The sequence below is a fragment of the Kitasatospora sp. NPDC002965 genome, from assembly GCF_040611255.1.
Lineage (GTDB): Bacteria > Actinomycetota > Actinomycetes > Streptomycetales > Streptomycetaceae > Kitasatospora.
Genome location: NZ_JBEXNT010000050.1, coordinates 43,017 through 56,862 on the forward strand (window position 1 = coordinate 43,017; position 13,846 = coordinate 56,862).

Annotated in this window: 11 protein-coding genes; 6 read left to right on the top strand and 5 right to left on the bottom strand. The window is 73.9% G+C overall.

Annotated elements, in window-relative coordinates; all coding sequences use genetic code 11:
* The first annotated feature begins 131 nt into the window (after positions 1-131).
* The 4 genes from ABZY91_RS20510 (at position 132) to ABZY91_RS20525 (ending at position 4,233) form a co-directional block, all read left to right on the top strand.
* Positions 132-800, top strand: a complete 669-nt coding sequence (locus ABZY91_RS20510; RefSeq protein WP_329881779.1) for a response regulator transcription factor — start codon at positions 132-134, stop codon at positions 798-800.
* A gap of 670 nt (positions 801-1,470) precedes the next feature.
* On the top strand, positions 1,471-2,235 hold the full coding sequence (locus ABZY91_RS20515) for a transglycosylase family protein (protein WP_355404194.1): 765 nt from the start codon (positions 1,471-1,473) through the stop codon (positions 2,233-2,235).
* Positions 2,236-2,726: 491 nt separating this feature from the next.
* Positions 2,727-3,482: an SDR family oxidoreductase gene (locus ABZY91_RS20520; protein WP_329951135.1), complete on the top strand. Its 756-nt coding sequence runs from the start codon at positions 2,727-2,729 to the stop codon at positions 3,480-3,482.
* A gap of 151 nt (positions 3,483-3,633) precedes the next feature.
* Positions 3,634-4,233: a TIGR03086 family metal-binding protein gene (locus ABZY91_RS20525; protein ID WP_355404196.1), complete on the top strand. Its 600-nt coding sequence runs from the start codon at positions 3,634-3,636 to the stop codon at positions 4,231-4,233.
* 91 nt (positions 4,234-4,324) lie between these two features.
* On the opposite strand, the gene ABZY91_RS20530 is transcribed toward ABZY91_RS20525, so the two are convergent.
* The 3 genes from ABZY91_RS20530 to ABZY91_RS20540 form a co-directional block, all read right to left on the bottom strand.
* On the bottom strand, positions 4,325-5,515 hold the full coding sequence (locus tag ABZY91_RS20530) for an alpha/beta hydrolase (protein WP_355404198.1): 1,191 nt from the start codon (positions 5,513-5,515) through the stop codon (positions 4,325-4,327).
* 118 nt (positions 5,516-5,633) lie between these two features.
* On the bottom strand, positions 5,634-6,101 hold the full coding sequence (locus tag ABZY91_RS20535; protein WP_329951132.1) for a (2Fe-2S)-binding protein: 468 nt from the start codon (positions 6,099-6,101) through the stop codon (positions 5,634-5,636).
* A 100-nt stretch (positions 6,102-6,201) separates the two neighbouring features.
* Positions 6,202-8,682, bottom strand: coding sequence for a molybdopterin cofactor-binding domain-containing protein (locus tag ABZY91_RS20540; protein WP_355404200.1), 2,481 nt, complete (start codon positions 8,680-8,682; stop codon positions 6,202-6,204).
* A gap of 401 nt (positions 8,683-9,083) precedes the next feature.
* Here ABZY91_RS20540 and ABZY91_RS20545 point away from each other — a divergent pair, with 401 nt between their 5' ends.
* Positions 9,084-10,373 (top strand): MFS transporter, encoded by a 1,290-nt coding sequence (locus ABZY91_RS20545; RefSeq protein ID WP_355404202.1) that lies wholly within the window; start codon positions 9,084-9,086, stop codon positions 10,371-10,373.
* A gap of 381 nt (positions 10,374-10,754) precedes the next feature.
* Here ABZY91_RS20545 and ABZY91_RS20550 read toward each other — a convergent pair whose 3' ends face one another.
* Positions 10,755-11,261, bottom strand: a complete 507-nt coding sequence (locus ABZY91_RS20550; protein ID WP_355404204.1) for a histidine kinase — start codon at positions 11,259-11,261, stop codon at positions 10,755-10,757.
* A gap of 116 nt (positions 11,262-11,377) precedes the next feature.
* Between ABZY91_RS20550 and ABZY91_RS20555 the strand changes: the two genes are divergently transcribed.
* Positions 11,378-12,991 carry an alpha/beta hydrolase gene (locus ABZY91_RS20555; protein WP_355404206.1) on the top strand — a complete coding sequence of 538 codons (1,614 nt, stop codon included), beginning with the start codon at positions 11,378-11,380 and terminating at the stop codon, positions 12,989-12,991.
* A 168-nt stretch (positions 12,992-13,159) separates the two neighbouring features.
* Here the strand turns inward: ABZY91_RS20555 and ABZY91_RS20560 are convergent.
* Positions 13,160-13,846 (bottom strand): XRE family transcriptional regulator (locus ABZY91_RS20560; protein WP_355404208.1); only part of this gene is annotated, 687 nt, incomplete at its 5' end.

Here is a 13,846-nt window from a genome sequence, read left to right on the forward strand (position 1 = left end):
GGCCGGGAGGTCCGGCCGGTCCCGCGCCGGCCGGTCCCGCGTCGGTGCGCGGAGGTGTGAGGATGGTCCCCGGCAGCACCGGGGGGATCCTGTGCCACGCCGTCAGGACCAGCCCAAGGGGATGACCAGCAGTGATCCGAGTCCTCGTCGCCGACGACGAGCCGCTCATCCGGGCCGGAATCAGGATGATCCTGTCCTCGGCCGACGACATCGACGTGGTGGCCGAGGCCTCCGACGGCCGGCAGGCCCTGGAACTCGCCCGCGCGCACCGGGTGGACGTCGTCCTGCTGGACATCCAGATGCCGGTGATGGACGGACTGACGGCGCTCGCCGAGCTGCCGAGGAGCGCCCCCGGCGCGCGGGCGCTGATCCTCACCACCTTCGGGGAGCGTGACAACGTGCTGCGCGCCGTGAGCGACGGCGGTGCCGGCTTCCTGCTGAAGGACACCGCGCCGGCCGAGCTGATCCAGGCGGTCCGTGCGGCCGCCACCGGACACGCCTTCCTCTCGCCCGCCGCCACCCGCCACATCGTGGACTCGCTGGCCGCCGGGCGGTCCGGCCCGGCCGCCGCGCGCGGGGCGGACGCCCGGCGGCGGCTGGAGGTGCTGACCGGGCGTGAGCTGGAGGTGCTGGCGCTGTTGGGGGAGGGGCTGTCCAACGCGGACGCGGGCGCCCGGATCCACATGAGCGAGGCGACGGTGAAGACGTACGTCAGCAGGATCCTCGCCAAGCTGGGGTGCGAGAACCGCGTGCAGGCGGCGCTGCTGGCCCGGGACGCGGGCCTGGACGGCGCGCGGTAGCGGGTTCCTGACGGGGCGCCGGCCGCCCCCGAAGGTCGGTCAGAACGCCTTCGGCCGTCCGCCGCACGGGTTCTGACGGCGCATGTCGTCCTGGTACGGACTGATCGCGTGCGGTGATCTGAGTGGCTTTTTGGTGACGCTGGGTAGTGGGCGTGGTGAACGCCACGTCGACGGCTCGCGGAACCGGGAACTCCGATCGCGGCGGTGACGGAGCGTCGGGCGGCGGTGGCTCCCTGTGGACGATGTGGGAACCCTCACAGCCCGTTCGGTGTGAGCGAGGGCACGGAAATCGATCGTTTGGGCCTGAATATGCGGTCGAATCCGGTCGAATCGGGGACGCTTTCATGATCAATACCGCCGGTAACAGTCAACTGACCTGCGACGTCCAAGAACTGCTTGAAGCGGCCCGGTAGCGCCCGTAGCTTCATTGGCGGTGCAACGAGCACCACCCGGGTTCACCCCCGACGCACGGCCCGCCGACTGACCACCGGCGCGAGGGCCGTGTCCGCCGAACCGGCCGGCTCGAAGAGGCCGTCGGCGAGCGGGGGTGGCCGGGGCGGCGCGCCACGTCGGACACGTGTGCGACCGCCCATCGAGTGAGGGAGCGACAACCGGCCCCGGCAGGGGCCTGGTTCCGCATGCCTGCCCGGGGCTTGTCGAGAGGACTTCCATGGATCCCCGTCACGAGACCGCCGCTGCCACCGCTGCCGACAGCACCACTTCGGGTACCGGCGCCACCAAGCGCAACCGTGTCCGGATGGCTGTCGTGGCCGGAGCCGCCGTCGCGGCCCTGCCGGTGGCCGGCCTCGTCACGGCCACCTCGGCCTCCGCCGCACCCGCCTCCGCCTGGGACTCCGTCGCCAAGTGCGAGAGCGGCGGAAACTGGAGCATCAGCACCGGCAACGGCTTCTACGGCGGACTGCAGTTCACCCCCTCGACCTGGAAGGCGTTCGGCGGCACCGCGTACGCGGCCCAGGCCAACCAGGCGACCAGGGCGCAGCAGATCGCCGTCGCCGAGAAGGTCCTCTCCTCGCAGGGCCCGGGCGCCTGGCCGGTCTGCTCGGCCAAGGCGGGCCTCGCCAGGGGCGGTGCCCCGGCCGCCGTCGACACCGCCGCTCCGGCGCCCAAGGCGCAGCAGCCGGCGAAGGAGCAGGCGGCCAAGCCCGCCGCGAAGCCCGCCGCCAAGCCGCAGCAGGCGCAGGACCAGAAGCCGCAGTCCCGGAAGGCGCCGGCCCAGGAGGCCGCGAAGCCGGCCAGGCCTGCCGCGTCCGAGAAGAACACCGGCGGCGGCAGCTACACCGTCAGGAGCGGTGACACGCTGAGCGGGATCGCGGCCAAGTTCGGCACCGACGCCACGAGCCTGCACGCCAAGAACGCCCGGGCGATCGGCGGCAACCCGAACCTGATCTTCCCGGGCCAGACCCTGACGGTCTGAGCCGGGGCGAGCGGTGCAGCCCTGACGACCCGTGCGCCGGGAGCCCGTGCGCCCGGTGTCCGTGCCCCGGGGGTCCGTGCCCCGGAGGCCCGCGTGTTGAAGGCCGCCGCTGAAGGCCGGCGCTCCGGGAGGATCGCGCCCTGACGAACGGTGCACCGGTGGCGCCGCGGCCCCCGGGTCGTGCTCGGCGCTCCGCTGCCGCAATCCGGGCCCGTCGCCCGGACCGCCCCCGGGCAGGCCCCCCGGGCCCGGCGGTCCGGGCGCGGACGCCCGCGAGACGTGGCTTCCGGAACCTCCGAACGGCCGTCCCCTGCCCGGGGGCGGCCGTTCGGCGTGTCCGCCGGTCGGGCCGGGCCGGCCGGTCGTGGAGGCGGGGGGTCGTGTGCTGATTGTTGAACGTTGAACGCGACGTCCGAATACCGCCGGAGTCCCGGACGGCGAGGCCCGAGGATCGAGTCATGTCCACGAACGAGGCAAGGAGTTCCGACGATATGACGACGACTGTGCTGGCGAAGCTCGACGGCAAGGTGGCCCTGGTGACCGGTGGCAGCCGGGGCATCGGGGAGGCGGTGGCGCTCCGGCTGGCCGAGGACGGCGCGGACGTCGCACTGACCTACCTCGGCAGCGCGGAGCGGGCCGAGGCGGTGGCGGCGAAGATCACCGCGATGGGGCGCCGCGGGTGGGCGGTCCGGGCGGACAGTGCGGACCCGCAGGAGGTGCGGGCCGTGGTCGCGGCGGTCGCCGAGCGGTTCGGGCGGCTGGACATCCTGGTGAACAACGCCGGGGTGGGCGTGCTCGGGCCGATCGGTGAGATCGGTCTGGACGACGTGGACCGGGTGCTGGAGGTCAACGTCCGCGCGCCGTTCCTGTTCGCCCAGGCCGCCGCTGCCCACCTGACCGAGGGCGGTCGGATCGTGACCATCGGCAGCTGCATCGCCAAGCGCACCGCCTTCCCCGGCGGCAGCCTGTACGCGACCAGCAAGGCCGCGGTGATCGGACTCACCAAGGCGCTGGCCCGTGAGCTCGGCCCGCGCGGGATCACCGCCAACGTGGTCCACCCGGGCCCGATCGACACCGACATGAACCCGGCGGACGGGCCGTCGGCCGCCTTCCAGGCGGGGTTCACCGCGCTCGGCTCCTTCGGCCGGGCCGCCGACGTCGCCGCGACGGTGGCCCACCTGGCCGGGGAGGAGGGCCGCTACGTCACGGGTGCCGAGATAGCCGTCGACGGCGGCTTCGCCGTCTGACGCAACGGCACCCGGGCGACCGGCCCGGGGTGTTGCTCCGGGCCGGTTGTCAGTGGTCCCGTTTACGATCGCCCGGTCCGACCACGTATGCGGGGACCAGCACGCGGGCGCACGCCCGGGTGCGGGTCCCGAGTGATCCGAGAGGTGCGTCATGACCGGAGCGGAAGACCCGATCGAGCTGCTCGCCCGTGCGCTCGCCCAGACCGCCGGCCTGATCGACGGCGCCGGCGCCGAGCAGGCCGGTCACCCGACCGCCTGCCGGTCCTGGGACGTCGGACAGCTGATCAGTCATCTCCTGTTCGACCTGGAGCAGTTCACCGTCCGGGCCGAGGGCGGCACACCGGACTGGTCGGCGTCCTTCGAGCGGGTCGATGAGGACTGGCTGCACCGCTTCGAGGCCGGCGCGGAGCGGCTGGTGGCCGCCTGGCGACAGGCCGGGGATCTCGACGGGGTCATCCAGGTGCCCGGCGCGGGCGAGTTGCCCGCCCGCTTCCCCGTGGACCAGCAGATCGCCGAATTCGCCGTCCACGCTTGGGACTTGGCCAAGGCCACCGGTCAGTCCACGGACGGCCTCGACCACGAGGTCGCCCGGGCGTCCCTGGCCTGGGGGCGCGGCGCGCTGCGGCCGGAGTACCGGGGGAGTGAGGAGGAGGGCCGCTCGTTCGGCGCGGAGGTGAAGGTCGACGAGGATGCGCCGGTGTACGACCGGCTCGTCGCGTTCTTCGGGCGCGACCCGGAGTCCGCCGGCTGACGCGCGGGGTGCCGGTGCCGGCGGGCCGTCCGGGACGGACGCGTCCTGTGCGGACGCGTCCCGGGCCGGTCCCGCGCCCCTCCCGGTCCGGTCAGCCCCGGCTCCAGACGAACGCGATCTCCGGATGGCGCCGCGAGGGCGCCTCCAGCAACGGGGACGGCCGACCGCGCAGGAAGCGGTCGAAGTGCGCCCGGACGTACGCGCGGGTCACCGCCGTGGCCCGCTCCGGTGCGACGGTGCCGAGCAGGTCGCTGTAGACGTCCGCCGGCAGGTGATCCGCGAGGTGGCCCGGGCCGGCGGCGTGCGGCAGGTCGGTGAAGCTCAGGTGCCCGGCACCGCGCAACTGCAACTGGCGCCCCCAGCCGCGCTGGTGCTGGCGCCAGCGCTGCCAGGTGTCGTGGTCGGCCAGCGACGTGAGCAACAGGAACGGCCGGTCCAGGCCCTCCTCGGCGACCGGTGAGCCGAAGAAGCCGCCGTCGAGGTTGAGCCCTGTCACGAACCGGCTGTCCTGACGGACCGCCTCGGCGGCGGCCGAACCGCCCATGGAGTGGCCGAAAGCGCCGATCCGGCGCCGGTCGGCGCGCGGCAGCCCGGCCCGTCGGGCGGTCCGCCCGGTGGTCAGCTCGGTCGCCACGAACCGCAGGTCGCCGACCCGGGCGGAGACCTCCTTGCGCTCGGCGGCGTCCCAGTCGGCCGGATCCGCCTCCAGGACGCTGCGCACCAGCCGTCCGTCCGGGAACTCCACGGCGGCCGCGTCGTAGGTGTGGTCGATCGCCGCGACCAGGTAGCCGTGGGCCGCCAACTCCTCGGCCAGCGCCGTGCAGTTGCTCCGCCCGCCCTGGCGGCCGTGGCCGAGCAGCAGCAGCGGGAGCCGGTCCGGTACGGCGGGCGCCCCGGTGCGGGCGGTCGGGCGCAGGGCCGCGATGGTGCCGGGATCCACCGGCAGCGACTCCTCGAAGGCCGCGCCCACCCGGGTCGTGGTGTACGCGGCGCGCGGCGCGCCGCCGTTCCCGAGCGCCGGGTACCAGAGCTGCACCATCAGCTCGCGCGGTCCCGGCACGAAGGGGTCCTGCCGGTCCTGGTCCACGAGGTGCAGCGACACCGTCCCGACCGTGCGCCGGACGGTCGGCTCGGGCAGGTCGATCGGCCGGGGTGTACCGGGCCGGGCCGCAGGAGCGGGTGCGGCGGCCGGTGCGGCCTGCGCCACGGCGGTGGGCAGGGCGAGCGCGGCGCCGCCCAGGCCCGCGACGGTCAGCAGGGAACGGCGCCGGAGCATCGTCATCCCACCCTTCGGTTCGGTGATCCTGACGGCAGCTCACCCTAGGTGGACTAGACCATCGATGGCTAGGGGTGTCTCCTGCGGGAACGGCGCGCGGCCGGAGCCCCCGGCCCGGGCCGGTTCAGGTGCCGGACGCGGTCCGGGCCGCCGCGCGCTTGATGGCCTCCCGGATGCGGGGATAGGTGCCGCAGCGGCAGATGTTCTGGATCTGGTCGACGTCGGCGTCGGTGGGAGCCGGCGTGCGGCGGAGCAGGGCGACGGCGGTCATGATCTGCCCGGGCTGGCAGAAGCCGCACTGGGCGACGTCGCACTCCAGCCAGGCTTCCTGGACGGGGTGCAGGGTGTCGCCGTCGGCGAGCCCCTCGATGGTGGTGACACGCCGGCCGGCGCAGTCCTTCACCGCCACCGTGCAGGGCTGGAACTCGTCGCCGTCCAGGTGGCTGGTGCAGGCCCGGCAGACACCGACGCCGCAGCCGTACTTGGGACCGGTGACACCGAGCTTGTCGCGCAGGACCCAGAGCATGGGCATGTCGTCCGGGGCCTCGACGGTGACCGGCTGCCCGTTGAGGACGAAGGTGTGGCTGGGCATGGGGGACGGGGTGTCCTTCGGGTTCGTGGGCCGGAGTTCGTGGGCCGGGGTTCGTGGGCCGGGTTCGGGCGAGGAGGTGCGCGGGGCGGGAGGGCGCGGCTCAGAAGTTGACGGGGAAGGACCGCGGGCTGGTCCCGGTCGCCCGGGCGTAGGCGTTGGCGACCGCGGCCGACGCGGCCGGCACACCCAGCTCGCCCGCGCCGCCGGGCGGTCCGCTCGGCGGCAGGAGGTGGATCTCCACCACCGGCGGGGTGTGGCGCTGGCGGGCGTAGCGGAAGTCGCCGAAGCTGCCCTCGCGGACGGCGCCGTGGTCGATGTGGTTGCCCGCCCGGAGGATCACCGAGATGCCGTCCACCAGCGCGCCGGTCAGCTGCGCCTCCAGGCCGGTGGGGTTGATCACCGTGCCGACGTCGGCGGCGATCACGGCCTTGGTGACGCGTGGCTGCCGAGGGTCGGTGGCGTCGAGCTCGACCAGGTAGGCGGCGCGGCCGCCGTTCTCGTCGTGGTAGCCGATGCCCTGGGCGTGGCCGGCCGGCATGGGACGGCCCCAGCGGCCCGCCAGGGCGGCCTTGTCGAGGACGGCCCGGCCGCGGGCGTCGCGCAGCATGGCCCGGCGGAAGGCGACCGGGTCCTGACCGAAGCGGCGGGCCAGCTCGTCCGTCATGATCTCGTCGGCGACCCGGACGGTGCCCGAGTAGACGGACCGCCAGCTGCCGGTGTGCATCTTGAGCGGGACCTCGGCGAGCAACTGAGCCGGGATGCCCACGTTGTACGGGTTCTTCTCGCTCAGCAGGAAGAACGCCTGGGCGAGCGAGATTCCGGCGGCCGAGAGCTGGAAGCCGGCGGCGGTGAGGGCCTCGCCGAGTCCGTGGCCGAAGTCGGTCGTGACGGTGGCGGCCCGGTGTTCGTAGCTGAGCACCTGTCCGAGGCCGTAGGTGGCGCGGATCCGGTGGTGGCTGGCGGGGCGCATCCGGCCGTGCCGCATGTCGTCGTTGCGGGTCCACATCAGCTTGACCGGGCGGCCGGCGGCCCGGGAGATCAGGGCGGCCTCCAGCGCGGCGTCGAAGAAGAGCCGCCGGCCGAAGGAGCCGCCGCCGCGCACCACGTGCACGGTCACCGCGTCCTGCGGAAGGCCGAGTTCGGCGGCGATGGTCTGCTGGGCCACGATCGGGGTCTGCGAGGCGAACCAGATCTCCGCGCGGTGCGGGCGGACGTCGGCGACCGCCGTGAGCACCTCCATCGGCGCGTGGTTGACGAAGGCGAAGTCGAACTCGCCGTCCACGTACTGGGTGAGCAGGGGCGGGACGAGGAACGGTGCGTGGGCGGCGCGGAGGGCGGCCCGGATGTCGCTGTCGGAGAGCGCGGCGACGGGCCCGGGGTGCCAGGAGGTCCGGAGCGCGTCGCGGGCCTTGAGGGCCTGGTCGAAGGTTTCGGCGAGCACGGCGACGCCGCTGGGGATCGTCACCACGCCCAGCACGCCGGGCATGGTGCGGGCGGCGGAGGCGTCCAGGCTCGCGAGCGTGCCGTTGATGGTGGTGGGGCGGGCGACCACGGTGGGTACCGCGCCGGGGACGGCGAGGTCGCCGGCGTACCGGGCGCGGCCGGTGACGATGTCGCGGGCGTCGATCCGGCGGGTGGGGCGGCCCACCAGGCGTCGCTGTTCGGCGGGTTTGGGGGTGGGGGGCACCGCGGGGGCGGCGATGAGCGCGGCTGCGGCGGCGAGTTCGCCGTAGCCGGCGCGTCGGCCGTCGGGGGCGAGGACGGCGGAGTCGGCGGTGCGCAGCGTGCCGGCCGGCAGAGACCAGCGGCGGGCGGCGGCGGTGACCAACCGCGCGCGGGCGGCGGCGGCCACGGCGCGGACCGGGTCGTACAGGGTGCGGACCGAGTTGGAGGCACCGGTGAGCTGACCGAACAGCAGGTCGGGGCGGCCGTCGGAGAGCGGGATGTCGACGTCGCCGAGCCGGGCGTCGAGCTCGTCCGCGACCAGCATCGCGACCGTCGTGGTGAGGCCCTGGCCGACCTCCAGCCTGGGGAGGTGCAGCACGGCGCGGCCGGCGGCGGTGATCTCCAGGACCAGGAGGTGGGCGGTGGGCAGGCCCGCGACGAGCAGCGCGTCGCCGAGGTCGAGGATGTCCGGGACGCCGGGCAGGCCGAGCAACTGCGAGGGGGCGGTGGCGGGTGCGGCGGCGGGTCCGGCAGCGGGTCCGGTGACGGGGGCCGCGACCTGCGCGGCGGCACGGACCGCGGCCCGGGCGGCGGTCGGTGCGGCGGCGTCCAGACCGGCCCGGGCGGCGACGGTGAGGGTGGGTGCGGCGAGCAGGTAGGTCAGGAAGCGGCGGCGTCCGGTGGACGAGGGAGGCTGCTCGGCGATGCCGTCCGGGGGTGCGGTGGAGGTGCTGATGGCGGGAGCCCTTCGAGCCGGTGACGGCTCCGGCGGGGCGGGCCTTCGTGGGCCCCGGCCCCGGTGCCGGACGGTCTTCGGGTACGCGAACGGGAACGGTTTCGCGGACGCGAGCGTGAACGGTGTTCGTGTGCGCGGACAGGATTGGTCGTGTCCACGTTCGCGAACGCGGATGAGCATAGGAGCGCCTTACTGGCCGGTCAACACGGGCACTTTAGTCCGGATCGGACAACTGACCGGAGCTCGGATGGGGCGGGCACGGACGGTACGCGGCACGGCCGGAGTGTGCCCGGTACCGCCGTCCGGGTGATGCTCGGGCGGGGGCGCACGTGCGTTCCCGGGGCGGGCGCGGGTGCGGTCGGCGCCGGTCCCCGCGCACCGTCCGACACGCGCCGGCGGTCGGGCACGGGGGTCGGCGCAGGGGGTCCGGCGCGGGTGGTCGGGGCGTCGGCGGAGGCACAGCTCCCAGGTCCGCCGGTCGCCAAGTGGCCCAGGGAACCGCACGGTCATTGGCGCTGCCGGGTGGTCCGCCGGCGCCCTAGCCTGAGGTCGAACGACCGGGACCGCCTTCCAGGAGCATCGTGAAACCTCGCCCCCTTCCGGCCGTCGGACCCCGACGGATCCTCGCCGCAGCCCAGCTGGTCAGTGCGATCGGCGACGGCGCGTACTACACGAGCTCGGCGCTGTACTTCACCCGGATCGTCGGCCTCTCGCCGACCCGGCTCGGCCTCGGCCTCGCGGTGGCCTGGGGGATCGGGTCGCTGGCCGGCGTTCCGCTCGGCCACCTCGCCGACCGGCGCGGGCCGCGCGGCGTCGCGGTGACGCTCGCCTTCGCCACCGCGGCCGTCGTCGCCTCCTTCCTGGTCGTCCGCTCCTTCCTGCCGTTCCTCGGCGCGGCCTGCCTCTACGCGACGGCGCAGTCGGGACTCGCCGCCGCCCGTCAGGCACTGATCGGCGGGCTCGTCCCCGGGGAGGAGCGGACCGGGGTGCTCGCCCGGCTCCAGTCGACGCTCAACGCCGGGTTGGCGGTCGGTGCCGCACTCGGCGGCGTCGCGCTGACCGTCGGCACCAGGACGGCCTTCCTTGCCGCGTTCGCGCTCACCGCACTGGGCTTCCTGGTGGCGGGACTGGTGCTGCGCCGCCTGCCGGAGGTCGTGCCGGAGGCCGTTCCGCAGGCCGTGCCGGAGGCCGGCCGGGCGGGCCGCGACGGGCCCGGGCTCGCGGTGCTGGCCGACCGCCGGTACGCCGTGGTGACGCTGGTCAACACCGTGCTGCTGCTGCGGATGCCGCTGCTGAGCCTGGTGCTCCCGCTCTGGATCGCGGAGCGGGAGCCACGGCTCGGCTGGCTCGGGCCGGTGCTCTTCGTGCTCGACACCGTGGGCGTGACGCTCTTCCAGGTCCGCACGGCGCGGGCCGTGACCGGTCTCCGGTCGGCCGTCCGTGCCGTCCGCCGGTCGGGGGCGATCCTGCTCGCGTCCTGCGCGGTGTTCGCGGTGACGGCGGCCGGCGTTCCGGTCGGGGCGACGGCGGTGCTGCTGGTGGCGGCGACGGCACTCCTGGTGCTCGGCGAGATGAAGCAGTCGGCCGGGTCCTGGCAGATCGGCTTCGACCTGGCGCCGGCCGACCGGCTCGGCCAGTACCAGGGCTTCTTCGGGACGGGCGTCGCGGTGGCGCGGACGGCCGGTCCGCTGCTGCTGACGACGCTGCTGCTGGACGGGGGCGCGCCGGGCTGGCTGCTGCTCGGCGGGATCTTCCTGGCGGCCGGCTGCGCGATGGGCCCGGCCGTGCGCCGGGCGGAGCGGGACCGCCCGTGGCGGACGGGCCCGGTACCGGCCGGCCCGGTGCCTGCTCCGGCCGCCGCCGGTCGGTGAGGCGTGAACCCGCTTCCTGGACCGATGGGTTGACGGCGGGCGCGAGCGGGTGCGGTGTGCCGACCGCATTCAGCTCCACCGCGAGGCCCATCGCCCGGGTGCGCTCGACGAGTTCGGGCAGCCGGGCCGGTCCGGGCGCGGGGCCGTACGGCTCGCGCGGTACGTCGGGTGCGCCCAGGGTGGGCGGGGCGCCCGGCGCGCCCGGCGGGGGCGGCGCGGGCGACACCTCCGGCGGAGGCTCGGCGGTCCCCGGCCGTCGCTCGGGTCGGGGGCGATCCGCAGGACGTGCAACAGGCCCCGCATCTTCTCCAGGGTCTCCCGGCCTGTGCTGCCGATGGTGGTGAGCGAGGCCCGCGCGGTCGCCGGGTCGGAGTCGACGACCTACTCGGCGAGCCCGGCCTGGACGGAGATCGCCGACAGGTGGTGCGCCACCACGTCGTGCAGCTCGCGGGCGGTCCGGACCCGTTCCTCGGTGACGGCGTGCCAGGCGCGGGCCGCCCGCTCCTCCCGCAACCTGCCGGTCAGCTCGGACAACTGTCTTTCCCGTAAGGCGAGTTGACCGGTCCGCTCGCCGAACGTCCGGACCACGCCCAGACGGATCGCGGTCTGCGCCAGGGAGAACCGGAGCGACACGGCGGTGACCGCGCCGGCCGTCCGGGCGGCCGCGACGATCGCCGCTCCGGCCGCCGCCCTGCCGGGCGGTCGCAGCACGACCAAGGTGTGGAAGGCGAGCAGCGGCGCCCGGACGTCGTTCGCCGGCCGGTAGCCGACGAGGGTGTACCCGGCCGGCGCGGCGGTGCAGAGCGGCAGGACCGGCCACGGCGCGGTGTGAGGGCGACACCGCGTGAGGGCAACACCGCGTGATGTCCCGTCAATCGGGCGATCCAAGAGGAGATTGACGCCGTGTCGACGGACAACCGGAAGAATCTTCTGCCGTTCGTGGTCTTCCCCTCTTGACCGAGGGCTGACAGGCTGTGCGGGTTTGTAGAACCTGAGGAGGTTTCGTGTCCCGTCTCACCAGCGCGGCCCTGGCGGTCGCCAGTGCCCTCGCCCTCGTCGCAGGCAGCGCCGCCGCAGCCGTGGCCGCGCCGGATCCCGGCCCGAATGCCGAGGCCAAGGTGGCATCGGTCGACTGGAAGCCCTGCAACCCCGACCCGACGCAGCCGGATCCCAAGATCTACGACTGCGCCGTCTACCCGGTGCCGATCGACTACGACCACCCCGACGGCGAGACCGTCGGCATCGCCATGATGCGCCGCCGGGCGGGCGACCCGGCCAAGCGGATCGGCTCGCTGTTCCTCAACCCCGGCGGCCCGGGCGGCAGCGGCTACCTGTGGGCGACCACGACCCGGTTCGGCAAGGACGTGCAGGACCGCTTCGACCTGGTCGGGTTCGACCCGCGCGGGGTCGCGCGCAGCAACCCGCTCAAGTGCTTCACCACCGACGAGGAGGCCGCCGCCGTCAACGACCGGATGGTCGGCGTACCCGTCACCAGGGCCGAGATAAACGAGACCATCGACGCCACCGAGGACTACAGCGACGCCTGCTCCCGCAACGCGGGCCCGCTGATCGAGCACATGTCCACCATCAACGTCGTCCGGGACCTCGACCGGATGCGCCGGGCCGTCGGCGACGCCAAGCTGACCTTCGCCGGTTTCTCCTACGGCACCCTGATCGGCGCCACCTACGCGGGCATGTACCCGAACAAGGTGCGCGCGGTGATCGTCGACGGCAACGTCGACCCCAACCTGCGCATGCGCGACGGCGTCGAGTACGACAAGCAGCGTGCCGCCGGCTTCGAACTCGCCCTGGACCAGTTCCTCAAGCGCTGCGAGGCCGCGGGCGCGCCGCGCTGCGCCTTCGGTGCGGGCGACACCCGGGCCAGGTTCGACGCGATCCGCGACCACCTGCGCACCAGCCCGGTCACGCTGCCGAACGGCTCCCAGGTGACCCTCTCCAGCTTCACCAGCCAGGTGGCGAGCTCGCTCTACGCGCAGCGCCTCCAGGCGCCGCTCGCCCAGTCGATCCAGGCGCTGGACGACGTGCTCCGGGCGCCCGCCGTGAACGGCCTGGCGGCAGCCGCCGCCCCGGCCGGCTCCGAGGCGGCCAACGTGCTCGCGGTGACCGCCCCGAACGCGCTGCGCGAGGCCCTGCCGGAGACCCCGTACTCGTCGGACGACTCGTACTACGGCGTCAACTGCCAGGACAAGCCGTACCCGTCCAACCCGCGGGTGTTCGTCGGTCTCGCCCGGGCCTGGGAGAAGGAGTCCCCGACCTTCGGCCGCTACCAGGCCTTCGACGGCCCCACCTGCTCCAGCTGGCCGGCCCCGGCACGTGACGCCGAGCGCTTCACAGGCCCGTGGAACCGCCGGACCGCCACCCCGGTCATGGTGATCGGCAACCTCTACGACCCGGCGACCAACTACCAGTTCTCGCAGCGGATGCAGCGGCAGCTCGGCAACGCCGTGCTGGTCTCCGTCGACGTGGTCGAGCACTGCGCGGTCGGCCGCAGCAAGGCGCTCAACGTGCTGGTCACCGACTACCTGGTGAACCAGAAGGCGCCCGCGCCCGGTCAGCTGCTCAAGCCCGACGCCGAGGCGTTCCCGCCCGTCGCCTGACACCGTGCCGGTCCTCGGCGCCCCGCACGGCGGTGCCGACGCGCCGAGGACCGACGGCCCGCCCCGGGATCCGATTCCCGGGGCGGGCCGCTTCGTCGGAGGAGGGGCAGTTCGGGACGCCGTGCCCCGGGCCGGAGGTCAGCGCGTGCTGCCACCCGACCTGAGCGGCTAGAACGTCGGGACGCCGCGCTCCCAGAGTTCCTCAGCGTGTGCGGCGAACCGATCGAAAAGGCCGTCGTCGTGTTGGCGTCGGAGATGCATCATAGGTGAGTCGTGGCCGACGACGCGTGCCAGGTGCGGGGTCACCAGTGCGTCGTGATCAAAGCGGAAGACGCTGAGACCGACATGGTTGGGACCGTCCTCGGGAGCGCTGAACCGTGCCTCCACCCCTGTCACGTCCGCCAGCTTGGCGAGATGCTCCAGGGTGATCCGGATCCGCGTGGACACGGTCAGCGCAACGTCCTCGACGCGCTCCCGCTGGACGGTCGTCTCCGACGAGGGGTCGCCCATGAGAAACCGGATGCGACAGCCCTCAGCAGCCTTGCGGCGAAGTGTCTGCAGGATCGCCGGCTGCTCCAACCACACGAAGTAGTTCGTGTATCCGGCAAGGAAGACGTCCGCCGAGGCCCCCGCGATCAGCTGCCCCCACACGTCCTGGGGACAGGCTGACCGGTACGGGTAGACGGCGAAAACCTCACGATCGTGGCCGGTCTTGACAGTCGACCGAACCACCGCCGGCCAAATCATCTGTTCATCAACCCCTAGTAGTACTTCGTTAGGTTGATTTGATCTTGTGGTCGTGGCGGTGCATGCTGCGGTCTGTGGATCTTGGTGAGGTGGAGAAGCTTCGTGGAG

Bases quoted from the DNA above. Each gene is read 5' to 3' on its own strand.
- ABZY91_RS20515 (WP_355404194.1), top strand. From the start codon at position 1,471: ATGGATCCCCGTCACGAGACCGCCGCTGCCACCGCTGCCGACAGCACC.
- ABZY91_RS20540 (WP_355404200.1), bottom strand. From the start codon at position 8,682: ATGCTCATCCGCGTTCGCGAACGTGGACACGACCAATCCTGTCCGCGC.
- ABZY91_RS20520 (WP_329951135.1), top strand. From the start codon at position 2,727: ATGACGACGACTGTGCTGGCGAAGCTCGACGGCAAGGTGGCCCTGGTG.
- ABZY91_RS20535 (WP_329951132.1), bottom strand. From the start codon at position 6,101: ATGCCCAGCCACACCTTCGTCCTCAACGGGCAGCCGGTCACCGTCGAG.
- ABZY91_RS20530 (WP_355404198.1), bottom strand. From the start codon at position 5,515: ATGACGATGCTCCGGCGCCGTTCCCTGCTGACCGTCGCGGGCCTGGGC.
- ABZY91_RS20525 (WP_355404196.1), top strand. From the start codon at position 3,634: ATGACCGGAGCGGAAGACCCGATCGAGCTGCTCGCCCGTGCGCTCGCC.